The sequence below is a fragment of the Stenotrophomonas sp. YJH_SMC_80 genome, assembly GCF_059372495.1.
The window spans coordinates 67,701-93,080 of sequence record NZ_JCAFVP010000011.1 but is presented as its reverse complement, the minus strand read 5'-3'; the positions used below and the strand labels follow the sequence as shown (position 1 = coordinate 93,080).

Genomic DNA, 25,380 nt, shown 5'->3' with positions numbered 1-25,380 from the left:
GTGCCGACCTCGGTCGGCACGCCCTCAAGCTCTGGTAGGTGCCGACCTTGGTCGGCACGCTTTGACCGCTGGGATCAACCCTTGATCACGCCCAGCTCGACACCGATGCGGGTGAACGCATCGATCGCGCGGTCCAGGTGCTCGCGGCTGTGCGCAGCGCTGATCTGGGTGCGGATGCGGGCCTGGCCCTTGGGCACCACCGGGAAGAAGAAACCGATCGCGTAGATGCCTTCTTCGAGCAGGCGCTCGGCGAACTTCTGCGCCAGCGGTGCGTCGTACAGCATCACCGGGCTGATCGGGTGCACGCCCGGCTTCACGTCGAAACCGGCGGCGACCATCTTTTCGCGGAAGTAGCGGGTGTTCTCCACCAAGGTGTCGCGCAGGTCGTCAGCGGCAGCCAGCATCTCGAATGCCTTGATGCCGGCGGCCACCACATGCGGCGGCAGCGAGTTGGAGAACAGGTACGGCCGCGAACGCTGGCGCAGCAGCTCGATCACCTCGGCGCTGGCGCAGGTGAAGCCGCCCAGTGCGCCGCCCATGGCCTTGCCCAGGGTGCCGGTGATGATGTCGATCTTCTCCAGCACGCCCTTCACTTCGGCAGAGCCGCGGCCGGTGGCACCGAGGAAGCCGGTGGCGTGGCATTCATCGATGTGCATCAGCGCGTTGTACTTCTTCGCCAGTGCGGTGATCTCGTCCAGCGGGGCAATGAAGCCGTCCATCGAGAACACGCCGTCGGTGGTGATCAGCTTGGTCTTGCAGCCGGCGGCATCGGCGGCCTGCAGCTGGGCTTCCAGGTCGGCCATGTCGCAGTTGGCGTAGCGGAAGCGCTTTGCCTTGCACAGGCGCACGCCGTCGATGATCGAGGCGTGGTTCAGTGCATCGGAAATGATCGCGTCGTTCTCACCGAGCAGCGGTTCGAACAGGCCGCCGTTGGCGTCGAAACAGGCCGCGTACAGAATGGTGTCCTGCTTGCCGAAGAAGTCGGCGATCTGCTTCTCCAGCTGCTTGTGCAGGTCCTGGGTACCGCAGATGAAGCGCACCGAGGCCATGCCGAAGCCGTGGGTATCCAGCGCATCCTTGGCGGCCTGGATCAGGTCCGGATGGTCGGCCAGGCCCAGGTAGTTGTTGGCACAGAAGTTCAGCACCTTGCGGCCATCCTCGAGGGTGATCTCGGCCGACTGCGGGCTGGTGATGATCCGCTCGGACTTGAACAGGCCCTGGGCGCGGATGGCGTCCAGTTCCTCGGCGTAGTGGCGGGTCAGGGCGGAGGAGGCGTCGGTCATGGCGTGGGCACGGCTCTGAACGGGGAAACCGTTGATTCTACCGGGCTACGACGGCCTTCGACCGGGCCGGGCAGGGCACCGCCACGGGTGACACATGTTGCATCGCAATAGCAAACGGGTTAAAAATTCGTGAACCGCGCCTGTCTGGCGCCGGTTGCCCGCTCCCCCTTCCCGCCCCCGCCACCCTCGGAGACGCCCATGAAGCACGCCCGTGCCTGCCTCGCCATTGCCGCTGCCCTGACCCTGGCCGCCCCGTTCGCCGCCAGCGCCCAGGAAAACGAATCGCCGTACAGCTGGAACGTCACCGCTGTTTCCGATTACCTGTTCCGTGGTGTGTCGCAGACCGACGAGGATCCGACCCTGCAGGCCGGATTCACCTACACCAGCCCGGTTGGCCTGTACGCAGGCGTGTGGGGCTCGGGCGTGGATTTTGGTGCGGGTGACCCGAAGACCGAGGTCGACTACCTGATCGGCTACGGCGTGGACGTCACCGAGCGCGTCAACTTTGACGTGCTGCTGAACCGCTACACCTACCTGAAGTCCAGCCACCAGAACTACAACGAGCTGATCACAACCACCACGCTGGATGACACCTACAAGCTGACGGTGGCCTACACCAACGATGTCTGGAACAGCAGCACCGATGGCTGGTACTTCGGCCTGGGCGGCAGCTGGGGCCTGCCGAAGGACTTCACCCTGAATGCCAACGTCGGTCGCAGCACCTTCGAAGACGGCATCGCCAAGGACTACACCGACTGGAACGTCGGCGTCGCGCGCCAGTTCGGCCTGTTCAACATCGGCCTGGGCTACTACGGCACCGACGGCAACGGCCGTGACAATTCCGGCAAGCTGGCCCACAGCCGCGTGATGCTGAGCGTCGCGATCGGTAACTGATGCGCCTTCGCTGATGTCCACGAAAAAGGCGCCCAATGGGCGCCTTTTTCAGTTCCAGCAGCATGCCTCACCCCGGCTGGGGGAGAGCCCCCTTGTTGTTCAAGGGGGCGCGCCGACGGCGCGGGGATAAGGAAACCTGCGGGGGAATTGACCCGAAGGGTCAATTCCAGCTGAGCACGACCTTGCCGGCCTTGCCTTCTTCCATCAGGTCGAAGCCCTTCTGGAAGTCGTCGATCGGCAGCTGGTGGGTCATCACCTTGCCGAGCGGGAAGCCGGACAGCACCAGCTGGGTCATCTTGTACCAGGTCTCGTACATCTTGCGGCCGTAGATGCCCTGCACGGTCAGGCCCTTGAAGATGATCTTGTCCCAGTCGCAGCCGGCGCCCTTGGGCATGATGCCGAGCATGGCGATCTTGCCGCCGTGGTACATGCAGTCGAGCATGTCGTTGAACGCGCGCGGGTTGCCGCTCATTTCCAGGCCCACGTCGAAGCCCTCCATGTGCAGTTCCTTCATCACGTCCTTCAGCGACTGGTTGGCCACGTTGACCACGCGGGTGGCACCCATGTCGGCGGCCAGCTTCAGGCGGAAATCATTGACGTCGGTCACCACCACGTTACGCGCACCGATGTGCTTGCAGATGCCGGCGGCGATGATGCCGATCGGGCCGGCACCGGTGATCAGCACGTCCTCGCCGATCACATTGAATTCCAGTGCACAGTGCGCGGCGTTGCCGTACGGGTCGAAGAACGCAGCCAGCTCCGACGGGATCTGGTCCGGGATCGGCCACAGGTTGCTGGCCGGCATCACCATGTATTCGGCGAAGGCGCCGTTGACGTTGACGCCGATGCCGACGGTGTTCGGGCACAGGTGCGGGCGGCCGCCACGGCAGTTGCGGCAGTGGCCGCAGACGATGTGGCCTTCGGCCGAGACGCGCTGGCCGATTTCATAGCCGGTCACGGCCGAGCCGAGTGCGGCGACGCGACCGACGAATTCGTGGCCGATGGTCAGGCCCGGCTTGATGGTGCGCTGGCTCCACTCGTCCCACAGGTAGATGTGCAGGTCGGTACCGCAGATCGCGGTCTTCTCCAGCTTGATCAGGACCTCATTCGGGCCCGGGGTCGGCACCGGAACTTCTTCCAGCCAGATGCCCTTGGCCGCTTCGCGCTTGACCAGGGCCTTCATCGTTTGCTGCGCCATCGGGGTGGAACTCATCAGGGGGAAAGCGCGGATTATAGGGTGCCGCGCGGATTTCCCATGTTGCGCTGCGGGTGCATTGGCGGAACGAAAGGCGTGCGCCGGCGGGCGTTTCGGACGTGCCGCAAACAGCAGCGCCTCCTTGATTCCGGGGGAGGGGGCGTGGTCACCCTGGCCGGGACACGCAAAAGCCCATCCATGGTGCTCGATGGCGCCTTGCTCGTGCGCGCTGTCCTGCGCACACGGCAAGACCGGGGTTGGGCGTCCTGCCCAACCCGCCAGTCGCATGCGCCCGGCCCATGGCGCCAACGGTCCCGGCCAGGATGCTCTGGACGATTCCATGTGCGCGGCCGAGGTGCGCATGGCAGCGCAAGAAGTAGGCCCATGACTTCCGGGGTTCGGGCCGGGGCAGGGCGGCGGGCTACAATCGAGGGTTCCACTACCAGGGGCCGCTCCATGCGCTCGAACCTGCTTGCATTCTCCATCGTCGCCAGCCTCGGGCTGGCCCAGGTCGCCCATGCCGCTGAAGGCATGTGGGTGCCGCAGCAGCTGCCGGAAATCGCCGGCCCGCTGCAGAAGGCCGGCCTGAAGCTGTCCCCGGAACAGCTGTCCAACCTGACCGGCGACCCGATGGGCGCGGTCGTCGCCCTCGGCGGCTGCACCGCCAGCTTCGTCTCGCCGCAGGGCCTGGTGGTCACCAACCACCACTGCGCTTATGGCGCCATCCAGCTGAATTCGACCGCGCAGAAGAACCTGATCAAGGACGGCTTCAACGCGCCGACCCTGAAGGACGAACTGAGCGCCGGCCCGAACGCCCGCGTGTTCGTGCTCGACCAGATCACCGACGTCACCACCCAGGCCAAGGCCGCCATCGCTGCCGCCGGCAACGACCCGCTGGCCCGCAGCCGCGCGCTGGACGCCTTCGACAAGGCCCAGGTCGCCGCCTGTGAAGCCGATGCCGGCTTCCGCTGCCGCCTGTACAGCTTCTCTGGCGGCAACACCTACCGCCTGTTCCGCAACATGGAAATCAAGGACGTGCGCCTGGTCTACGCGCCCCCGGGCAGCGTCGGCAAGTTCGGCGGCGACGTCGACAACTGGATGTGGCCGCGCCACACCGGCGATTTCTCGTTCTACCGCGCCTACGTCGGCAAGGACGGCAAGCCGGCCGCCTTCGCCGCCGACAACGTGCCGTACCAGCCCAAGCACTTCCTGAAGTTCGCCGACCAGCCGCTGGGTGCCGACGACTTCGTGATGGTGGCGGGCTACCCGGGCCGCACCAACCGCTATGCACTGGCCGGTGAATTCAACGAAACCGCCAGCTTCACCTACCCGACCATCGCCAAGCACTACAACGCCGTGCTGAAGATGATCGCCGACGCCGGCAAGGCCGACGCCGACGTCAAGGTGAAGTACGCCGCCACCGCCGCCAGCATGAACAACGTGGCCAAGAACTACCTGGGCCAGCTGGAAGGCTTCAAGCGCATCGACGCCGCTGGCCAGAAGCAGGCTGAAGAAGCCGCCGTGCTGGCGTGGCTGAAGAAGCAGGGCGCTGCCGGCAAGCCGGCCCTGGCGGCACACGCGCAGCTGCTCAAGCATCTGGATACCAGCAAGTCGACCCGCGAACGCGACCTGTTCGTCGGTCAGTTCAACAACACCTCGGCCGTTGGCGCGGCGATCACCCTGTACCGCCTGTCGATCGAGCGCAGCAAGCCGGATGCCGAGCGCGAAGCCGGTTACCAGGAACGCGACCTGACCACCATCGAAGGTGGCCTGAAGCAGATGGACCGCCGCTACGTGGCGAAGATGGACCAGCAGCTGCAGGCCTACTGGCTGGACCAGTACGTGGCCCTGCCGGCCGGACAGCGCGACAACGAAGTGCTGAACAAGTGGCTGGCCGGCAGCGATGCCGCTGCGGTGAAGTCGCTGGTGGGCAAGCTGTCGGGCACCGAGCTGGGCAGCCTGGATGCACGCCTGAAATGGTTCAAGGCCGACCGCGCCGCGTTTGAGGCCAGCAACGATCCGGCCATCCAGTACGCCGTGGCCGTCATGCCGGCACTGCTGAAGCAGGAAGAGCAGAAGAAGATCCGCGAAGGCGAATCGCTGACCGCGCGCCCGCTGTACCTGCAGGCCGTGGCCGACTACAAGAAGAGTCAGGGTGAGTTCGTCTACCCGGACGCCAACCTGTCGCTGCGCATCACCTTCGGCAACGTCATGGGCTATGGCAAGGACGGCGTGAAGTACACCCCGTTCACCACCCTGGAAGGCGTGGCGGCGAAGGAAACCGGTGAGGATCCGTTCGATTCGCCGAAGGCGCTGCTTGATGCAGTCAAGGCCAAGCGTTACGGCGGCCTGGAAGACAAGCGCCTTGGTTCGGTGCCGGTGAACTTCCTGTCCAACCTGGACATCACCGGCGGCAACTCGGGTTCGCCGGTGTTGGACGCCAACGGCAAGCTGGTCGGCCTGGCCTTCGATGGCAACTGGGAATCGGTCAGCTCCAACTGGGTGTTCGACCCGGTGATGACCCGCATGATCGCCGTCGACAGCCGCTACATGCAGTGGATCATGCAGGAAGTGGCGCCGGCGCCGCAGCTGCTGAAGGAACTGAACCTGGCGAAGTGAGGTAGTGCCGGCCGCTGGCCGGCAACCTCGACCAGACAGCCGGAGTTTCCGAACCCCCGCGACTCACGTCGCGGGGTTTTTTCATGCCCGGCCCGGCCCGGCCCGGTGCGCCGAACAGGTATCATCCCTGTTCCGCGTACTTCACAGGATGTGAACGAAACGCGGAAACCTCCTCCCCCCCAGGACCCCTTGCACGCATGCGCATCCTGCTTGCCCGCCACGGCGAAACGCCGTGGAACGCCGAAGGCCGCTACCAGGGCCAGATCGATATTCCGCTTTCGCCGATCGGTGAAGCCCAGGCCCAGGCACTGGGTGCCCGCCTGGCCTCGGTGGACATCACCCGTGCCGTCGCCTCGCCGCTGTCGCGCGCGCAGCGCACCGCGCAGCTGGCGCTTGGCGCCGCCCGCGCCGACATGCTGCTGACCGAGCCGGAGCTGCAGGAAATCGCCCACGGTGAATGGGAAGGGTTGCTCGCCAGCGAGATCCACGAGAAGGATCCGTCGCGCCTGCAGGCCTGGCGCGAGGAGCCGGATACGGTGCTGATGCCCGGCGGCGAATCGCTGCGCCTGGTGCTGGAGCGCAGCTGGCGTGGGCTGGCGCGTGCCACCGAAGGCCTCGGCGAGCACGACACTCTGCTGGTGGTTGCGCACGATGCGGTCAACCGCGTGATCCTGTGCAAGGTGCTGGGCCTGCCGCTTTCCCGCCTGTGGACCTTCCGCCAGGCACCGACCACGCTCAACCTGCTCGAAGGCGCCGACCTGGACAGCCTGGAAGTGGTGCGCCTGAACGACTGCGCCCACCACACGCCGTTCTTCGGCGAAGCCAAGCACCGCGCCCTCTGATCCATCCCCGCATCAACTGCTTCTGCTGGAACCGCTGCCGTGACGAACACCCCGACCACCCTGGCCGACTGGCTGGACTACATTGAACGCCAGCACCCGGCGAGCATCGACATGGGCCTGGAGCGCGTGCGCGCCGTGGCCGCGGCGATGGGCCTGGGCGCGCCGGCCAAGCGCACCATCGTGGTCGGTGGCACCAACGGCAAGGGCTCAACCGTGGCTTTCATCGAAGCCATTGCACGCGCCGCCGGCTGGAAGGTCGGTGCCTACACCTCGCCGCACCTGCTGCGCTACAACGAGCGCGTGCGCATCGACGGCCAGGACGTGGACGATGCCGCGCTGGTCGCCGCGTTCAATGCCATCGAAGCCGTGCGTGGCGAGATCACGCTGACCTATTTCGAGTACGGCACGCTGGCCGCGCTGCAGCTGTTCGCCGACGCCGGGCTGGACCTGGCGGTACTGGAAGTGGGCCTGGGCGGCCGCCTCGATGCGGTCAACATCGTGGACGCCGACGTGGCGGTGATCACTACCGTGGACATCGACCATGCCGAGTGGCTGGGCGAGGATCGCGAGGCGATCGGGACCGAGAAGGCCGGCATCATCCGCGGCTGGAAGCCGGTGATCCTGGGCGAGACCGATCCGCCGTCGAGCGTGCTGCGCCGTGCCTACCTGGTTGGCGCCAATGCGATCCGTGGTGGCAGCGACTATTTCTACGAGCCGATCGATGCGCAGCGTTGGCGCTGGCGCGATGTCGGCCTGCGCATGGAACTGCCGACCCCGGCGCTGGCCGGCCCGATCCAGCTGGCTAATGCGGGTGCCGCCATCGCCGCGCTGCGCGCGCTGGACAAGCCGGTGCCGCGTGCGGCGTGGGCCGCCGGTGTCGCAGCGGCACGCATTCCCGGCCGGCTGCAGGCATTCGAGCGCGATGGCGTGCAGATCCGCGTCGACGTCGGCCACAACCCGCAGGCGGCGGGCCAGCTGGCGCGTGCGCTGAAGGCCGAGGTCTCTGCCGGGCGCACCCTGGCGGTGTACGCCGCGCTGCAGGACAAGGACGCAGCGGGGGTGGTGCAGGCGCTGGAGGACGTAGTGGGCGAGTGGACCCTGGCCGGGCTGGAAGGCCCGCGCGGGCAGAGCGCCGTCCAGCTGCAGGCACGCCTGGCCGGCACCGCCGCCGCCACGGCGCTGCTGGCTGACAGCGTCGAACAGGCACTGGCGCAGGTGCTGGCCCAGGCCGAGCGCGGTGACCGCGTGCTGGTGTTCGGCTCCTTCCATACCGCTGCCGCCGCCCTGCAATGGCTGCAGGGCGATGCCTGATACGCGTTCAGCCAACGCCGACGCCGTCCGGTCCGGCACCCGTATAATCGATGCCAATCTCCGGACAGTTGCCTGCCTCACGTGGATACGCCTCTGAAACAGCGTCTGATTGGTGCCATCGTGCTGGTGGCACTGGCCGTGATTTTCCTGCCGATGCTGGTCAAGGGGCCGGCACCGGACAGCGGCGTGGCCAATGTGCCGATCGCCGCGCCGGATGCACCGGCCGATGGCCAGTTCGAAACCCGTGAGCTGCCCCTGGTCGCCCCGGCCGGTGGTGCCACCGGCCTGCAGACCGGGCAGGCCAAGCCGCTGCAGGACGCCGCCACGCCGGCCACTCCGCCGACCGTGGACACCTCGCCGACGGTCGCCGCCGGCAACTATGCGGTTACCTTCGGTGCCTACGGCAGCAAGGCCGACGCCGATGCGGTGATCGCCTACCTGAAGCGCTCGCAGCTGCCGGGCTTCGCCGAAACGGCGACCATCAACGGCCGCCAGGCATGGCGCGTGCGCGTGGGGCCGTACGCCGACCGTGCACAGGCCGAGGCCGCCCGCCTGCAGGCGGTGAAGATCCGTGCCGATGTGAAGGCCGAAGTGATCACCCTGGATGCCGCAGCGGACAGCAGCGCCCCGGTGGCAGCCACCCCGGCACCGGCTACGCCGAGCGCCAGTACCCCATCCGCCGCCACCGCGCCGTCGGCCAGCAGCAACCCGGTGCGCAGTGAAAGCCTGCCGCCGAGTACGCCGACTGCAACGACCACTCCGGCGGCCAAGCCCGAGCCGCCGAAGCCGGCGCCGAAGCCCGAAACCCCGAAGCCCGAGCCGAAGCCGGAGGCCACCGCCAGCAAGCCGGCAATGGCCCCGGCCACGCCGGCAGCACCGGCCGCCAGCGGCGTCGGCTTTGCCGTGCAGCTGGGCGCGTTCGGCCAGGCCAACGATGCCAACGCCCTGCGCGACAAGGTCCGCGCCGCCGGCTTCAGTGCTTTTGTCGAGCAGGTGCGCACCGAAAAGGGCACCCTGCATCGCGTCCGCGTCGGGCCGGTGGCCAACCGTGGCGATGCCGAGCAGCTGAAGGCGCAGGTCGCCGCCAAGGTCGGCGTGGCCGGCATGGTCCGACCGCACCCATGACCCACGCGCAGCCTCGTTGCCAGCGCCGCCGAAGGAGCGGGGCGCCATGATCGACGTGGTGCTGCTGATCGTGATCGCCGCCTCCACCCTGCTGGGGATGCTGCGCGGCTTCGTGGGAATCGTCATCGGCACCCTGTCGTGGCTGCTGGCCGCGTGGGCGGCCTTCGCCTTCGGCAATGACGCCGCCCATTGGTGGGCGGCCCCGGCGGCCCCCGGTGGCGAACACTTCGTCGGTGGCTACCTGGGGGTCGGCATCGGCGTGATGATCGTGGTCGCGGTGATCGGCATGGTCATCAAGGCTCTGGTCCACCGCAGCATGCTGACCAGCCTGGACCGCCTGCTGGGCGGGGTGCTGGGCGCCGTGCGGGGCGGCCTGATCGCCGCGATCCTGCTGCTGCTGGGCAGTTTCACCCCGTTGACTGCCGAGCCCTCCTGGCAGCGCTCGGCGGTGCGCCCGCTGCTGAACCCCACCGTTGCCTGGATGAACAGCAAGCTGCCGCACTGGGAGGTTCCCGGGGCCGATCTGCTGCCCAAGGCCTTGCCGACCGACGCGCTGTCCCCATCTGCATTGATGGAGTTGGGCAAGAACGCAGGCGCCGGGTTGGGAAAGCCGGGCGCGGCAGGCGATAATGGCATCCTCAACCAGGTAGTGGCAGGCAGCGGATGGCTGCGGCCTGCGAAAGCGGAACAGGGCGATTCCTACGATCCGGCCGAAGTGCGTCCGGACGCCCCAGCACTGCCGGACAGTATCGAGCCGGGCGATCCGGCCAATGTCGACCGCAGGCGCGGCGACCACCGCGGCCAGGTACGGCCACCTTCCTTGTAACTGGGCACAGCCCAGCGGAGACCTCGCACCATGTGTGGCATCGTCGGAATCGTCGGCAACCAGAACGTCGCCGGGCAGTTGTATGACGGCTTGACCGTCCTCCAGCACCGTGGCCAGGACGCGGCGGGCATCGCCACCGCCAACGGCAGCCGCCTGCGTGTGCAGAAGGCCACCGGCCTGGTCCGCGATGTGTTCGATGCCCGCACCATGTCCACCCTGGAAGGCAGCGTCGGCATCGCCCACGTGCGTTACCCGACTGCCGGTTCGGAAGGCATGGACGAGGCGCAGCCGTTCTACGTCAATTCGCCGTACGGCATCGCGCTGGCCCACAACGGCAACCTGATCAATACCGAGGCGCTGCGCCAGCAGGTGTTCGAACAGGACCGCCGCAACGTCAACACCGATTCGGACAGCGAAGTGCTGCTGAACGTGTTCGCCTACGAACTGGAGCAGCAGCGCCAGCTGAGCCCGGAAGCCGCGATCCGCGCGGTGGCTGGCGTGCACCGCCGCTGCAAGGGTGGCTATGCAGTGGTCAGCGTGGTGCTGGGCCTGGGCCTGGTCGCCTTCCGCGACCCGCATGGCATCCGTCCGCTGGTGCTGGGCAAGCGCAGCCATGCCGAGGGCGACGAGTACATCGTGGCGTCCGAGTCGGCCGCGCTGGACGTGCTGGGCTTCCAGCGCGTGCGCGATGTGCAGCCGGGCGAAGCGCTGGTGATCACCGCGCGTGGCGAGCTGTTCTCGGAGATCTGCGCCGAGCCGGCCGAGCACACCCCATGCATCTTCGAATACGTGTATTTCGCACGCCCGGATTCGATGATCGACAACGTGTCGGTGCACAAGGCGCGCATGCGCATGGGCATCAAGCTGGGCGAGAAGATCCTGCGCCTGCGCCCGGACCACGACATCGACACCATCATCCCGATCCCGGATACCTCGCGCGACGCTGCGCTTGAGATCTCCAACGTGCTCGGCGTGAAGTACCGCGAAGGCTTCATCAAGAACCGCTACATCGGCCGTACCTTCATCATGCCGGGGCAGGGCGAACGCGTGAAGTCGGTGCGTCGCAAGCTCAACCCGATCCACCTGGAGTTCCGCAACCGCGTGGTGCTGCTGGTGGACGATTCGATCGTGCGTGGCACCACCAGCCAGCAGATCGTGCAGATGGCCCGTGACGCGGGCGCGCGCAAGGTCTACCTGGCCAGCGCCGCGCCGCCGGTGCGCTACCCGAACATCTACGGCATCGACATGCCGGCGGCCGAGGAACTGGTCGCGCACAACCGCACCGTGGAAGAGATCGAAGCCCACCTGGGCTGCGACTGGCTGATCTACCAGGACCTGGAAGACATGGAAGCGGCAGTGAGCGAGGGCAATCCGGCGCTGCGCAACTTCGATTCGTCCTGCTTCAACGGCCACTACCCGACCGGCATTGAACCGGGCTACTTCGAGCGCATCCAGCAGCTGCGGTCGGACGACGCCAAGCACAAGCGCCGCGCCTGAGGACCAGGCGTGGTTGACGTGCCCGATGTTGCTGGCGACCTGCTGCGCGCAGCGCAGCAGTGCCTGGCCGAAGCCGACCCGCTGCGCAAGGTTGCGCTGACCCAGGCCTACGCCGCTGCGTTCCGTGCCGGCCGCCTGAAGGTGGCTGCCGACGCGCTACCGCCAGAGCCGATCCGCATGCCGGGCCGGCCGGCACAGCTGGTGCTGGTGCACCCGCGCGAAGTGCCGCGGCGCGGACTGGGCGGTGTGGAAGGACGGGCTGCCTTCATCCACGCCATCGCGCATATCGAACTCAACGCGATCGACCTGGCCTGGGACGCGGTGTACCGCTTCCGCGGCCTGCCGCCGGCGTTCCATGCCGACTGGGTCAGCTGTGCCGACGACGAATCGCGGCACTTCATGCTGCTGCGGGAGCGCCTGCAGGTGCATGGCCACGACTACGGCGACTTCCCCGCGCACAACGGCCTGTGGGAAATGTGCGAAAAGACCGCGCACGATGGCCTGGCACGCATGGCGCTGGTGCCGCGCGTGCTGGAAGCGCGCGGCCTGGACGTGACGCCCGGCATGATCGAGAAACTGCGCAATGTCGGCGATGGCGAGACCGCCGATGTGCTGGAAGTGATCCTGCGCGAGGAAGTGGCACATGTGGCTGCCGGTTCGCGCTGGTACCGCTGGTACTGCGACCGCGCCGGCGTCGAGCCGCGCGCACGTTTCAAGGAACTGCTGGTGGAGTACGCCGGCGGCTACCTGCACGGACCGTTCAACATGGAAGCGCGCCTGCTGGCCGGTTTCGATGCGGATGAGCTCGCCAACCTGGTCGAACAGGCCGGTTGAAGAAAAGGGGACGGAGGGGATCAAGTCGTTTGTGGCACAAACGACTTGATCCCCTCCGTCCCCTTTTCTCAGGCGTTCGGCAACACCACGCGCTTGCCATCCACCGTCGGCCGGTTGATGTAGAACAGGCCGGGACCCGGCCGGTAGGGCAGTTCGCTGACGCCGGCATCGGCCGCGTAGGTCAGTGCGGTGTCGCCCAGTGCATCGAAGTTCCAGTGCGCCGATTGCATCAGGTAACGCCGGCGCAGCAGCGCCTCCTGTGTCTGCGTCAGCGGCTGTCCGGTCACCAGGCGCCGTGCGATCGGCTGCAGGGCGGACGGGAGCTCCCAGCCAGGAACCTCGGCGGCATTGGCGGTCCATTGCACGCCGGCGTCGATGGCCTGCTGCTGCATCACCTGCAGTGCAATCAGCTGGTAACGCCAGTCGATGCGCCGACGCAGCACCACCGCGGCAGTCACATACAGCACCGGTGACAACAGCACGCTGCGGCTGCCGGCGCGACGCTGCTGCTGCCACTGGTGCCAGACATCCACCCAGACCTCCTTCTCACCCACGCCCAGCTGCTGGCGCCAGCGTTCGGCATCGGCCTGTGCTTCGGCGTAGACCGTGGTGGCCCGCAGCAACGCCAGTGGAGGGACCTGGTAGTCGGCAACCGCGGGGCGGCGCAACTGTTGCCGGCGCGGGCGGCTGAGCAGCTTGGGACCTTCTTCCAGCTGGTTGTAGCCACCGCCGATATTCGCGTGTACGCCGGGTAGGGCGATCTCGGCAAACGGCGGTGCCACGCTGGTCAACGGATAGTGCTGGCGATGTTCATCGCGTGCAGTGAGCTGCACGACGCGACCGGCGATGCCGCTGTGCAGGGCCAGCTGCGGCCGCTCATCGGCGCGGCCGCCATTGACTGCGACAACGGTGTCGAACAGCCCGATGAAGCGCAGCACCGGCGTGGCCGGGGCGAAGTTCGCAGTGCAGGACAGGCCGGCGGCCTGCAGCAGCTGGCGCCAGCGCACGCTGTCCCAGCCCTGCAGTTGGTTGGCGATGTCACGTGCGGCAGCAGCACCGCGTGAATAACCGAACAGGTCCAGCTGCACGCCATGCAGCGGTCGCTGCCAGCGTGCGGATAGTTGCGCCAGCGCGGCCGGCAGCAGCACCTGCAGCGCGCGCTGCACTTTCGCGCGAACGCCACTGGCACCGATGCCGAAGGCCAGCCCGATCAGATCGTCGTCGGCATCATCGCGGGTACCCACGCCTTCGACATAGATCGACAGCGAGGGAGCGGCCATCGCATCACGGCGGCTGTCCGGATACAGCTGCTGCAGGCGCGCGATGTTGGTCAGGCCGTTGTCGTAGCTGCTGGTCAGCCGGCTCTGGTAGGTCGAATCATCGTCCGCGCGCAGCTGCGCCGGTCGAGGCTGCGGAACCTGCGGACGGCCGCGCGCCAGGTTGTGTGCGTTGTTGCGGGTGCCGTCGAAGAACAGGCCGATCCGCAGCAAGCCGACATCTTCGTCCGTGTCCTTCGCTGGTGCCATGTGCATTCCCCGTCGTGGCCGCGTCACGGTAGCGCGAAAGCGGTGTATTGGCGAAGTGTAGTGACGCTTTTGACCTTACTTAACGCAGATGCGGTCGATCACAGTTCCTGATTTTCATTCCCATCTTCTATTGAATTCACACGACCCGCGCGGGCCATATGGCCAAACCCGGCAAACCCGGGCGTGCTGCATCAACGCTGTTCACATCATTCAAGGAGCGACGCAATGTTGTCCAGATCGATTGGCAAAGCGGCAGGTGGCCTGGTGTTGGGTTTGTCGGTGGCGGCAGCCGCGCATGCGGCACCGTTGTTCGAACCGGTGACGGTCATCAGCCGGGCATCGGCCAACAGCGAGCCTGCACTCGGCAAGCTGCTGGCCACCCCGTCCACGGCGACGGTGCAGGAAGTGCGTGTCGACGCGGCGGCTACGGCGCAGCCGCAGCTGGAATTCGAGCTGCTCGGCAAACGGGTGCAGGCGGTGCGCAGCAAGGTCGAGGCGCTGCCCGATGGTGGCAGCATCTGGTACGGCCAGTTCCGTTCGCCGTCCGACCGGTTGACCGCCGCCACCTCCAGCGGCCAGGACGATCCGGGCAATTCGTTGATCCTGGTACGTTCGGGCGACACCATCACCGGTTCGATCCGCAAGGACGGCAAGCTTTATCGCCTGCGTCCACTGGGTAACCGCCACGTGCTGGTCGAGGTCGACGAATCGAGGATGCCAGCCGATCATCCGGCTGACTACAACCAGCTGCCGAAGATCCCGATGGCCGACAACGACCACATCGGCATCGCGCAGGCCTCGTCGGGAACGCCGGCGACCATCCGCGTGCTGGTGGTGGCGACCAATGCGGCGGTCACTGCCTATGGCGGCAACATGCAGTCGCTGGTGCAGCTGGCGGTGGCCGAGTCCAACCAGGGTTACGTCAACAGCAACGTTGGAATCACCATGCAGCTGGCCGGTTACGAGACCACCAGTTACACCGAGTCCGGCAGCTTCGATACCGATCTGGCGCGCTTCCGCGGCACCAGTGACGGCTACATGGACAGCATCCACACCAGCCGCAACAACACGGCGGCCGACGTGGGCGTGCTGCTGATCAACAACACCGCGTACTGCGGCCTGGCCTCGGGCATCGGCTCGACGGCATCGACCGCTTTCGCGGCGGTGTACTGGGATTGCGCGACCGGCTACTACTCCTTCGCACACGAGATCGGCCACCTGCAGAGCGCGCGGCATGATATCGCGACCGACTCGAGCACCTCGCCGTACGCCTATGGCCATGGCTATCGCTATGAACCGTCCACCGGCACCGGCTGGCGCACGATCATGGCCTACAACTGCACCCGCAGCTGCCCGCGCCTGAACTACTGGTCGAACCCGAACATCAGCTACAACGGCATCCCGATGGGCAATGCCAGTACCGCCGACAACCAGCGCGTGCTGGTCAATACCAAGGCCACCATCGCGGCCTTCCGCTGAGGCCAAGCGCCGACCAGGGGTGGCGTCTACCCGGGCACGTGCATCTGCCCGGGTAGATGCCAACCTTGGTTGGCACCTTCGGACCCATCATTCGCGCGCGAGCGTATCCAGCGACCAGCCGCCGGCATCCACGCGCAGCACCGATCCCTGCTCGTACCAGTCACCCAGCACGATGCGGGTGCAGGCACGGCCACCGGCCTGCAGCGAATGGATCGCCGGGCGGTGGGTGTGGCCATGGATCATCGTGTCCACGCCATGGCGCGCGAACGTGGCATCGACTTCGGACGGCGCCACGTCGGTGACGGTCTCGAACTGCGCGCGATCACCCTGCTTCATTTCCGACTGGCGGGCCTGGCTGGCTTCGCGCGCCTTCTGCGCGAACGCGATACGCGCTGCCAGCGGCTGTGACAGGAACTGTGCCTGGAACACCGGGTCACGCGTCTGTGCACGGAACTGCTGGTAGGGAATGTCATCGGTGCACAGCAGGTCACCGTGCTGCAGCAGCACCGGGCGACCGTAGAGGTCGATCATGCACGGGTCGGGCAGGATGCGCAGGCCGGCACGGCGCGCGTAGTCCTCGCCAAGCAGGAAGTCACGGTTGCCGCGGATGAAGTACACCGGCACGCCGCTGTCGGACAGCACCTTCAGTGCATCGGCCACCGCGTCGGCGGCGGGCGAGGGAGTGTCGTCACCGATCCAGGCTTCGAACAGGTCGCCGAGGATGTACAGCGCATCGGCGCCGGGCGCCTGCTCGCGCAGGAAGCGCAGGAACAGGTCGGTGATCTCCGGACGGCTGGGGTCCAGGTGCAGGTCGGAAATGAACAACGTGGTCATGCGGGCATTCTAGGGCATCAACGATGACGGTAGCGCCGCCGGCATCGTGGGGATCAGATCCCTCCCCGAAGGAAAACGGATCTGACCCCGGGGGCTACACCGGCAACGGTAACCAGGCCAGGCTGGCCGAGGCCAGCCCGATGGCGATGCCGGTGGCGGCCAGCACATCGGACGGGTAGTGCAGGCCGAGTACCACCCGCGACAGCGCCACGCCCGCGGTGAACGGCACCAGCAGTGGCGCCAGCCACGGGTAATAGGCCAGCGCCACGATGGTGAACGACACCGCGTGCAGGGTATGCCCGGAGGGGAAGCTGAACTCGTCCAGCGGTGCCACCCAGGCACGGATGCGCAGGTCGGCGGCATACGGGCGCGGGCGCCGGGTCCAGCGCTTGAGGCCCTTGTACAGCAACAGCGCGGCCAGGCCGGTGGCGGCCATGTGCACCGATGCGCGCAGGCCGTCGAAGCCATCAAGCAGCACCAGGGCGCCCATCAGCACATACCAGAACACGCCATCACCGAGCCGGCTGATGACCGCGAACAGGCGGCGCACACGGCGGCGGCGGCAGTAGTGGTTGGCCCGCCGGCACAGGCGCGCTTCGCGGTCGGCCAGCAGTTCAAGCCGCGTTGTGCGCATGGCCGGTCCTCCGCGACTGGGCCAGTTCGGCCAGCAGGGCGTCGAATTCCGCCACCACCTGCTGCGGATGCAGGCGCTTCATGGCGCGTGCGGCGTTGCTGCCCAGCACGTGGCGCTGCGCGTCATCCGCGGCCAGTTGCACGGCCGCGTCGATGAACTGCTCGTCGTTGTCCACTGCAGCGCCATTCTCGCCATTGCGCAGGTACTCGCGCGCCGCGCCATAGTCGAAGGCCACCGTTGCCACACCGCTGGCCATGCTTTCAAGGGTCACGTTGCCAAAGGTCTCGCTGCGGCTGGGGAACAGGAACAGATCGCCGCTGGCGAAATGACGTGCAAGCGCATCGCCACGCTGGACGCCGCAGAAGATGAAGTCGGGATTTTCATGCGCCAGCTTTTCGCGGGCCGGGCCATCGCCCACCCACACGAAGCGGGCCTTCGGACGGATCTGCTGCAACCGACGGAAGGCCTTCACCGCCAGGCCGAGGTTCTTTTCCGCGGCGATGCGGCCGACGTAGATCGCCACCAGGCCGTTGCCGTCCACGCCCCACTCTTCGCGCAGGGCAGGGTCACGGCGGTTCGGATCGAACTGCTGGCTGTCGACCGCGCGCGCCAGCAGGCGCACGCGTTCGAAGCCCTGTTCGCCGAGGAACTGCTGCAGTTCGCGGGTAGGTACCAGGGTTGCATCGGCCTGGTTGTGGAAGCGGCGCATCCAGCGCATCGCGGCGGCCTGCAGCCAGGCCACGCCGTAGTCGGGCAGGTACTCGTCGAAGCGGGTGTGGAAGCCACTGGCCACCGGGATGCCGAGGCGCCGTGCGGTGCGCACCGCCGACCAGCCCAGTGGGCCTTCGGTGGCGACATAGACGGCATCCGGGCGTTGCTGCTGCCAATGGCGACCGAGCCGGATCGGTGCCGGCATGCCGAAGCGCAGGCCGGGGTAGCGCGGCAGGGCGGCGCCGGGAACCAACAGGGTGCCCGGTGCGGAGTCCAGCGCTTCGTTGGCCTGGCGGGGCCGGATCAGGTCGATCTCATGGCCGGAATTGCGCAGTCCCTGCTCCAGCCCCTGCACGGTGAGGGCAACGCCGTTCACTTCCGGCGGATAGGTCTCGGTGACGATGGCATAGCGCATGGCGGGCCTCCGGGTTTCCGGCATGCTCGGGCCTGGCGATGTAGCCGATGTGACCGCTTTGCGACCGGCAGATGACGCGGCCGGAAGCGTACGCCACCACGGCCCCGAAGGGCCGTGGTGGGCACCGTGCGTGGTGCGTGGATCAGAAGCGCTGCTGGTATTTCATGTAGATGAAACGGCCGATGTCGAAGCCACCGTAGTAGGAGAAGTTGGCACTCGGCTGGCTGTACATGGCCGGGCCCTGGCGGCCAAAGACGTTGTTGGCGCCGATTGAAACGGTGGCGTCCCACGGCAGGCTGTAGCGCGCCTGCACGTCATGGAAGGTGACCGATCCACGACGGTTGTAGTCGCGCGTACCGCTGAACCACGGCGCGCGCTGGTCGGGGTGGGAACACTCGTTCGGATAATCCTCCGCACCCAGGCAGCGTTCCTTGACGGCGGAGAAGTAACGCAGGCCCCAGGTCAGGCCGAGGTTGCCATGCTCCCAGCCCAGCGACGCGTTGGAGCGCACGCGGAAGCCGATGCCGCCGTTGGTGGCAATGCCATTGCTGGGGATGGCCGGTACGCCGGCTTCGTTGGTGGTCTTCTCTTCGGCGTTGACCACATAGGTGGACTTCCAGTCAGCGCTCAACCTGCCCCAGCGGGTTTCGACCTTGTGGCCGATCTCCAGGTCGTAGCCTTCTGCCTGGCGGAAGCCGCTGTTGCGGTTGCCGAAGTTGAGTTTGTTGACGATGCCCAGCTCCGGGTCGCGGGTGAAGCTGCTGCAGCGCTCGGCAATACCCAGCTCGTAGCAGTCGCGAAGGATGTCGTTGGGATGGTCGGAGACGATGGTGTTGTCGATGCGGATCTTCCACCAGTCCAGTGCGATGTGAAGCCCTTCGGCGAACGTCGGGCTCCAGACCAGGCCCAGAGTGCGGCTGGTCGAAGTTTCCGGCTGCAGGTCGGGATTGGAGCCGTTGGTGAAGGGCAGGGGCGTCTGCCCACTGCTGCCGGTGATGGGTTCATTGCCCTGGCCGAGCTGGCGGTAGGTGTCGGCGTTGGCGATGTCGGCAGCACAGCGCGCGCGGACCTCGGCACTGCTTGCGGCTGCGCCATGGACCGTATCGCAGGGATCGCGGAAGCCGGTGGTGAACGTCTCCGAGCCGCCGCCGTACAGGTTGGCGATGGTCGGCGCACGGAAGCCCTGTGCCCAGGTGCCGCGGACCAGCAGCTGATCGATCGGCTTCCAGGTGAAGCCGAACTTGCTGTTGAGGGTTCCGCCGAAGGTGGAGTAGTCCGAGTACCGCGTCGCCGCGCTGAGGGTGAGTTCGCGGGCGCCGGCGAGGTCGCGCAGCACCGGCACGCTCAGTTCCAGGTAGGCTTCGTCGACGCGGTAGCCGCCACCGGTGGGGCCTGCCGCCAGGTTGGTGGTGGCACCGGTCTGCGCAAGCGCATCGGGGATGAAGCGGCCGTCCTCGCGGCGGCTCTCGGCCCCCACGGCGAAGCCCAGCTCACCGGCGGGCAGGCTGGCAAGGCTGCCGCTGAGGTTGGCGAACAGGTTGCGGGTGGTGGTGCGGCCGCGGGTGAGTTCTTCCGGGAACAGCCAGTCCTGGAGCTCCGTGTTGCCGGTCAGGCCATAGGGATCGTCCTGGCCATACGGAACCAGCGGGTTCCAGGGTTTGCAGCCTGCGATCGGCGCATCCGGCGTTCCGCATTCGACCTTGCCGGTTGCCGGGTTGTAGAACGAAGGACCGGTGGCATCGGCCACGCGCTGCTTGTGCAGGTTGCCGGTGGCACGTTGGGTCAGCTCACTGCGGTTGTACTGATAACCCGCTTCCCAGTCGAAGTCGCGACCGCCGAATTCGAAGTTGCCCTCGAGTGCCGCGACGGCCTGCCAGGTGGTCAGATCGCTGGTGCTGACGCGAGGAATCTCCCAGGTACGACGGTTCCAGTGCACATCGCTGGGCGTGTCGTAGCCGTGATGGCTGCCGAACGGGTTGAACCAGCTGTCGGCCGACATCGGGGTGATGCCGGCTGGGCCGGACTGGAAGGGATAGCCGGCAATCTGGCGCGTGGTGGTGCGCCGGTTGTAGGCCAGCTGGGTGTTGAAACGGACCTGGTCGTTCAGCTCCACGCGCGCATCGACGAAGATCGAATCGCGCTTGATCGGCGTCTGCAGATGCATCTGCTCGTTGCTGTTGCTGACATTGCCGGTGAACGGTGTGTTGTCGCTGAGGTGAAAGCTGTCCGGCCCGCCCGGCTGGCTGCCACGGTCGAGCGAATAGCTGCAGCCCCGGCTGTTGCTGCAGCCGGGGCCCTTGAAGCCGGTGATGCGACCCCATTGGCCGACCGTGGTCCAGCCGTCATCCGCGTGGCCGTCGGTATAGGTATAGGCACTGAAGCCGCGGTCCCTGGCCCAGACGCCCTTTTCTTCGACATGCTCGGCAGCAACGCTGATGGAAGCACGGTCATTGGACCAGCCGGCAACCACGTCGTACTGGGTACGGGCACCGTCGCCTTCACTGTATTGGCCGTGATAGACGTTGGCGGTTACACCCTGAACGTTGCGCCGGGTGATGATGTTCACCACGCCGGCCATCGCGTCGGACCCGTAGATGGCCGAGGCACCATCCTTGAGCACTTCCATGCGTTCCACCGCAGCGGCAGGAATGCTGGAGATGTCCTGAAAACCCGAAGTGGTCATGCCCAGCCGCTTGCCGTTGACCAGCACCAGGGTGCGCTGGGCACCGAGACCACGCATGTTCACGTAGCTGCCGCCGGCGGCTTCGCCAGCGCTCAACGGGCTGGCGCGGCTCAATGCCGGGCTGCCGGTCGCGGTCAGGTTCTGCAGGATGTCGGCAACGGAGTTGAAGCCCTGTCGCTCGATGTCGGCGCGGCTGACGGTCAGCACCGGCTGTGCGGTTTCCAGGTCGACCTGGCGGATGCGTGAGCCGGTGATTTCGATGCGGTCCAGCGTGGTGGCTTCCGGTGCCTGCTGCGCGAGCGCCGGAACGGCCAGGGTTGTGGTCGCCGTGATTGCAAGCGCACGACGGATCGCCAGCCCCAGTGCGGGAATACGGATGGTCATGGGTGTCTCTCTCTCAGTCTTCGAAGTCTTCGGTGCGCAGCCAAGCGGGCCGCGCCAACGCCACCGCAGGCGGTGGTTGTTCGAACCTAGTGAAGGAGGAGAGGGAGAGGTATGGGGAAAGGACGAAATCGCCATGGAGCGGCATGACGCTTCCGCACAAACCGGAAGTGAATCAATCGATTGATCTGATCGACGGCGGAGCGATGGACGATGCACCCTCGTCCCGGCTCTGGACTGAAAGCGTCATGGCAATTGCAGGCAGCGACAACCTGCGCGGAAACAGAAAAGACCACGGCTCCGAAGGGCCGGGGTCGTAGAGCTTCAACAGCTTGTCGAACACGCGCGGAACAGGCCTATGGCGACGCGTCATGACGTGCCGCCCTGGCCGTAGGGATCAGGCCACGAACGGCCGGAACTGGATGCCCAGCCCGGCGATGCCGTCGGTCTCGCCGATCAGGTCGGCGCGGAGCAGCGGGCGCGCATCGATGAAGGCCTGCGGCACGATCAGCGACAGGCGGTTGTCGTCCGCGGTCAATTCCAATGCCGGCAGCGGATCGTCCTCGTGGGCGCGGTTGAGCAGTACCGCCAGGCGCAGCAGGGCGGCCAACCGGCGTGCAGTCAGCAGCAGGCGCTCGGGCAGGGCGTCGAACGCGGTCTTGGTCACGCTGCGGCGATGGCTGCGTACCAGTGCGGCCAGCATCTGCTGCTCCTGCCGCGAGAAGCCGGCGATGTCCGAGTGTTCCAGCACGTAGCTGCCATGCACGTGGTAGCCGCTGTGGGCAATCATCAGGCCCAGCTCGTGCAGGCGCGCGGCCCAGCCGAGCATGCGTGCGTCGTCGGCATCGAGTTTCCAGCGTTCCTGCACCTGCTCCAGCAGCGACAGCGCGGTGTCCTGCACGCGGTCGGCCTGTACCGTGTCGATGCCGTAGCGCTGGCTGAGCGCGGCCACCGATTCGTCGCGCAGGTCGTTCTCACCGGCACGGCCGACGATGTCGTACAGGATGCCTTCGCGCATCGCCGCCTTGCTGACCAGCAGCTTCTGCAGGCCCAGGGCCTGGAAGGCGGCCTCCAGCACCAGGATGCCGCCGGCGATGATCGGGCGGCGGTCGCTGGACAGGCCCGGCAACTGGATGTCGTCGATCTTCTTGGCCTTCAGCAGCTCGTCGCGCAGCTGGGGCAGGGCCTCGGCGGTGATCGCGCCCTTGCTCAGCTTCATGGTCGCGCAGATCTCGCTGATTGCCTTGTGCGTGCCCGAAGATCCGAGCGCTTCCTGCCAGCCCAGTGCGCGGTACTTGCTGGCGAAGGGCTGGAACTCGCGGCCGATCTCGGCCAGCGCGTCCTTCCAGCGCTTCTTGCTCAGCTTGCCGCCGGGGAAGAAGCGGCGGGTGCTGGCGATGCAGCCGGCCTGCAGGCTTTCACGCTCCAGGGTCTGCATGCCCATGCCGATGATGAATTCGGTGGAGCCGCCGCCGATGTCGATGACCAGCCGGCGCTGGCCAGGCTTGGGCGGTTGCGCGTGGGCCACGCCGAGGTAGATCAGGCGCGCTTCTTCGCGGCCACTGACCACTTCAATGGCATGCCCCAGCGCGGTTTCGGCCGGGACCAGGAACGACTGCGGCGAGCGCAGCTGGCGTACGGTGTTGGTGGCCAGCGCGCGTACCCGGTGCGGCGGCACATTGCGGATGCGCTGGCCGAAACGGGCCAGGCATTCCAGCGCGCGCTGCCGTGCGGCGGAAGAGAGCCCACCTTTGCCATCCAGGCCATCGGCCATGCGCACGGTCTCGCGCAGGCGGTCGATCACCCGCAGCTGGCCGAGCGTGTAGCGCGCGATGACCATGTGGAAACTGTTGGAGCCAAGGTCGATGGCGGCCAGCAGGTCGCCATCCTGCAATGCGGGCGGAGTCGTAGTGGTATGCGGCATGGGCGAATGTTAGCCGAAGGGGCGGTGTGCTCGTCACCGCGCGGCCTTCACATTTTGGAAGAGGGGAGTGCGGCAGGGCTGCGCCCTGCACCCGCAGAGGCAACGTCAACGTCAACGTCAAAAGCGGGGTATCCGTGGGATGGCGGACCCACCCCGCCTTTGACAGATTTCTGCGATCTGATGGTGGGTGCCGACCGTTGGTCGGCACTGATCCTATCCCGCCCAAAATCGGTGCCTACTGCTCTTGGTAGGTGTCGACCTTGGTCGACACACCGGGTCAGAGGCCCTGCATCAATGCCATCTGCGCAGAATGCGGGGCTTCGTCGTGCGCCGGGGCACGCTTGTGGTAGATGCCGTCGGCATCCAGTTCCCAGGCGTTGAGGTTGTCGTCCAGATAGTTCTGCAGCACCTCGCGGTAGACCCGCTTGGCCAGCTCCGGGTCGAGGATCGGGAAGCAGGTCTCGACCCGGCGCAGCAGGTTGCGCTCCAGCCAGTCGGCGCTGGCGCAGTACATCTCCGGTGCGCCGTCGTTGCCGAACCAGTAGACGCGGCTGTGCTCCAGGAAGCGGCCGACGATCGAGCGCACGCGGATGTTGTCCGAGATGCCCGGCACACCCGGGCGCAGGGTGCAGGCGCCGCGGATGATCAGGTCGATCTGCACGCCGGCCTGCGAGGCGGCGTACAGCGCGCGCACCACCTGCGGTTCGTTCAACGCGTTCATCTTGGCGATGATCCGCGCGGGGCGGCCGGCGGCGGCGATGCGCGTTTCACGCTCGATGCGGCCGAGGATGCCGGTGTGCAGGGTGAAGGGCGACTGCAGCAGGCGCTTGAGCTTCATCTTCGAGGCCAGCCCGGACAGCTGCTGGAACAGCAGGTGCACGTCGTTGCCGATGTCCGCATCGGCGGTGATCAGGCTGATGTCGGTGTACGCGCGGGCGGTGCCGCTGTGGTAGTTGCCGGTGCCCAGATGTACATAGCGGCGCAGCTTGCGGCCCTCGCGGCGCACGATCAGCAGCATCTTGGCGTGGGTCTTGTAGCCGACCACGCCGTACACCACCTGCACGCCCGCTTCCTGCAGGCGATCGGCCAGGCCCAGGTTTGCCTCTTCGTCGAAGCGTGCGCGCAGTTCAACGACCACGGTCACGTCCTTGCCGTTGCGCGCAGCCTGGATCAGCGCATCGACAATCAGCGAATCCTTGCCGGTGCGGTACAGGGTCTGCTTGATTGCCAGCACGTTGGGGTCGATCGCCGCCTGCCGGATCAGGTCCAGCACCGCGGTGAAAGCATCGAACGGGTGGTGCAGCAGCAGGTCCTGGCGCGCCGCGGTCTCGAAGATGCCGTCGCTGTCGCGCAGCGTGCGCGGGGTCATTGGCGGGTACTTCAGGTCCGGCTGCGCGATCAGGTCGTACAACTGGATGATGCGGTTGAGGTTGACCGGGCCGTCGATGCGGTACACCGCGTTCTCGGTCAGGCCGAAGTTCTGCAGCAGGGTACGCACGATCTCGCGCGGCATGTCCTGCGCGATTTCCAGCCGCACCGCCGGCCGGTAGCCGCGATCGACCAGTTCGTCGCGCAGTGCCAGCGCCAGGTTCTCCACCTCCTCCTCGTCCACCACCAGCTCGGAATTGCGGGTGACGCGGAACTGGTAGGCTCCCTGGACTTCCATGCCCGGGAACAGCTCATCGACGAAGGTGGACAGCACCGAGGACAGGAACACGAAATTCTGCGACCCGCCGAGCTTCTCCGGCAGCTGGATGATGCGCGGCAGCGAGCGTGGCGCACGCACGATGGCCAGATGGCCGGCGCGGCCGAACGCGTCGGTACCCTTCAGCACCACCACGATGTTCAGCGACTTGTTGAGGATCTTCGGGAACGGGTGCACCGGGTCCAGGCCCAGCGGCGACAGCACCGGCATGATCTCGTTGCGGAAATAGGCGCGCAGCCAGCGCCTCTGCCGATCGGTCCAGGAGTGGCGGCCGAGCACGCCGATGCCGGCCTCCATCAGCGCCGGGCGCAGCGTCTCGTTCCAGCAGCGGTACTGCTGGTCGACCAGTTGTGCCGCGCGGTCGTGGATGGCGTTGAGGATCGCCTGCGGGCTCATCCCGTCCGGTGCCGGTGGCAGGCCGAATTCCTGCGCGTGGCGGACGGCGGCGGCGCGGATCTCGAAGAACTCGTCCAGGTTGGTGCAGGAGATGCACATGAAGCGCAGGCGCTCCAGCAGCGGCACCTGCGGATCCATCGCCTGCGCCAGCACGCGGAAGTTGAAATCCAGCTGCGACAGTTCGCGGTTGATGTAGAGCGCCGGGTCGCGCAACGGATCGTTGTCCGGGCTCACGGGGAGGGGGAGGGATCCGAGGCTGCTCATGG

Annotated in this window: 19 protein-coding genes; 10 read left to right on the top strand and 9 right to left on the bottom strand. The window is 66.8% G+C overall.

The features are described from left to right. Positions 1 to 74: 74 nt before the first annotated feature. Complete coding sequence (gene kbl / locus AC5P99_RS16585; RefSeq protein WP_285311421.1) at positions 75 to 1,283, bottom strand: glycine C-acetyltransferase; 1,209 nt, start codon at positions 1,281 to 1,283, stop codon at positions 75 to 77. A gap of 198 nt (positions 1,284 to 1,481) precedes the next feature. Between kbl and AC5P99_RS16580 the strand changes: the two genes are divergently transcribed. Further along, complete coding sequence (locus AC5P99_RS16580) at positions 1,482 to 2,177, top strand: TorF family putative porin (protein WP_108270719.1); 696 nt, start codon at positions 1,482 to 1,484, stop codon at positions 2,175 to 2,177. A 160-nt stretch (positions 2,178 to 2,337) separates the two neighbouring features. Here the strand turns inward: AC5P99_RS16580 and tdh are convergent, their stop codons facing one another. After that, positions 2,338 to 3,360 carry an L-threonine 3-dehydrogenase gene (tdh, locus tag AC5P99_RS16575; protein WP_010483949.1) on the bottom strand — a complete coding sequence of 341 codons (1,023 nt, stop codon included), beginning with the start codon at positions 3,358 to 3,360 and terminating at the stop codon, positions 2,338 to 2,340. A 468-nt stretch (positions 3,361 to 3,828) separates the two neighbouring features. On the opposite strand from tdh, the gene AC5P99_RS16570 reads away from it, so the two are divergent. From AC5P99_RS16570 to AC5P99_RS16540, 7 genes are all read left to right on the top strand, one after another. Continuing rightward, positions 3,829 to 5,991, top strand: a complete 2,163-nt coding sequence (locus tag AC5P99_RS16570) for a S46 family peptidase (RefSeq protein ID WP_285311420.1) — start codon at positions 3,829 to 3,831, stop codon at positions 5,989 to 5,991. A gap of 197 nt (positions 5,992 to 6,188) precedes the next feature. Beyond that, entirely contained in the window at positions 6,189 to 6,833 is a 645-nt protein-coding gene (locus tag AC5P99_RS16565) for a histidine phosphatase family protein (protein WP_005408242.1), read from the top strand. 39 nt (positions 6,834 to 6,872) lie between these two features. Further along, positions 6,873 to 8,144 (top strand): bifunctional tetrahydrofolate synthase/dihydrofolate synthase, encoded by a 1,272-nt coding sequence (folC, locus tag AC5P99_RS16560; protein ID WP_285311419.1) that lies wholly within the window; start codon positions 6,873 to 6,875, stop codon positions 8,142 to 8,144. 81 nt (positions 8,145 to 8,225) lie between these two features. Then, entirely contained in the window at positions 8,226 to 9,269 is a 1,044-nt protein-coding gene (locus tag AC5P99_RS16555) for an SPOR domain-containing protein (RefSeq protein ID WP_285311418.1), read from the top strand. A gap of 46 nt (positions 9,270 to 9,315) precedes the next feature. Beyond that, complete coding sequence (locus tag AC5P99_RS16550; RefSeq protein WP_012479253.1) at positions 9,316 to 10,095, top strand: CvpA family protein; 780 nt, start codon at positions 9,316 to 9,318, stop codon at positions 10,093 to 10,095. A 30-nt stretch (positions 10,096 to 10,125) separates the two neighbouring features. Further along, entirely contained in the window at positions 10,126 to 11,592 is a 1,467-nt protein-coding gene (gene purF, locus AC5P99_RS16545) for an amidophosphoribosyltransferase (protein ID WP_005408246.1), read from the top strand. Positions 11,593 to 11,601: 9 nt separating this feature from the next. Next, entirely contained in the window at positions 11,602 to 12,426 is an 825-nt protein-coding gene (locus AC5P99_RS16540) for a ferritin-like domain-containing protein (protein WP_123958241.1), read from the top strand. A gap of 68 nt (positions 12,427 to 12,494) precedes the next feature. Here the strand turns inward: AC5P99_RS16540 and AC5P99_RS16535 are convergent, their stop codons facing one another. Further along, positions 12,495 to 13,952: a T6SS phospholipase effector Tle1-like catalytic domain-containing protein gene (locus tag AC5P99_RS16535; RefSeq protein ID WP_285309981.1), complete on the bottom strand. Its 1,458-nt coding sequence runs from the start codon at positions 13,950 to 13,952 to the stop codon at positions 12,495 to 12,497. 225 nt (positions 13,953 to 14,177) lie between these two features. Here AC5P99_RS16535 and AC5P99_RS16530 point away from each other — a divergent pair, with 225 nt between their 5' ends. Then, on the top strand, positions 14,178 to 15,431 hold the full coding sequence (locus AC5P99_RS16530; protein WP_099605470.1) for a zinc-dependent metalloprotease: 1,254 nt from the start codon (positions 14,178 to 14,180) through the stop codon (positions 15,429 to 15,431). 87 nt (positions 15,432 to 15,518) lie between these two features. Here the strand turns inward: AC5P99_RS16530 and lpxH are convergent, their stop codons facing one another. From lpxH to AC5P99_RS16510, 4 genes are all read right to left on the bottom strand, one after another. After that, entirely contained in the window at positions 15,519 to 16,265 is a 747-nt protein-coding gene (gene lpxH / locus AC5P99_RS16525) for a UDP-2,3-diacylglucosamine diphosphatase (RefSeq protein ID WP_005408250.1), read from the bottom strand. Between the two features lie 94 nt (positions 16,266 to 16,359). Then, positions 16,360 to 16,899 (bottom strand): phosphatase PAP2 family protein, encoded by a 540-nt coding sequence (locus tag AC5P99_RS16520; RefSeq protein ID WP_005408251.1) that lies wholly within the window; start codon positions 16,897 to 16,899, stop codon positions 16,360 to 16,362. Next, positions 16,880 to 18,025 carry a glycosyltransferase family 4 protein gene (locus AC5P99_RS16515; protein ID WP_005408252.1) on the bottom strand — a complete coding sequence of 382 codons (1,146 nt, stop codon included), beginning with the start codon at positions 18,023 to 18,025 and terminating at the stop codon, positions 16,880 to 16,882. The genes AC5P99_RS16520 and AC5P99_RS16515 overlap by 20 nt, the downstream gene beginning before the upstream one ends. Before the next feature lie 142 nt (positions 18,026 to 18,167). Then, positions 18,168 to 21,092, bottom strand: coding sequence for a TonB-dependent receptor plug domain-containing protein (locus tag AC5P99_RS16510; protein WP_495213342.1), 2,925 nt, complete (start codon positions 21,090 to 21,092; stop codon positions 18,168 to 18,170). Between the two features lie 143 nt (positions 21,093 to 21,235). Here AC5P99_RS16510 and AC5P99_RS16505 point away from each other — a divergent pair, with 143 nt between their 5' ends. Then, positions 21,236 to 21,409, top strand: coding sequence for a hypothetical protein (locus AC5P99_RS16505; protein ID WP_158230911.1), 174 nt, complete (start codon positions 21,236 to 21,238; stop codon positions 21,407 to 21,409). 77 nt (positions 21,410 to 21,486) lie between these two features. Here the strand turns inward: AC5P99_RS16505 and ppx are convergent, their stop codons facing one another. Both ppx and ppk1 read right to left on the bottom strand, forming a co-directional pair. After that, positions 21,487 to 23,013 carry an exopolyphosphatase gene (gene ppx, locus AC5P99_RS16500; protein WP_005408255.1) on the bottom strand — a complete coding sequence of 509 codons (1,527 nt, stop codon included), beginning with the start codon at positions 23,011 to 23,013 and terminating at the stop codon, positions 21,487 to 21,489. Between the two features lie 277 nt (positions 23,014 to 23,290). After that, entirely contained in the window at positions 23,291 to 25,378 is a 2,088-nt protein-coding gene (gene ppk1, locus AC5P99_RS16495) for a polyphosphate kinase 1 (protein WP_005408256.1), read from the bottom strand. Between the last annotated feature and the right edge of the window lie 2 nt (positions 25,379 to 25,380).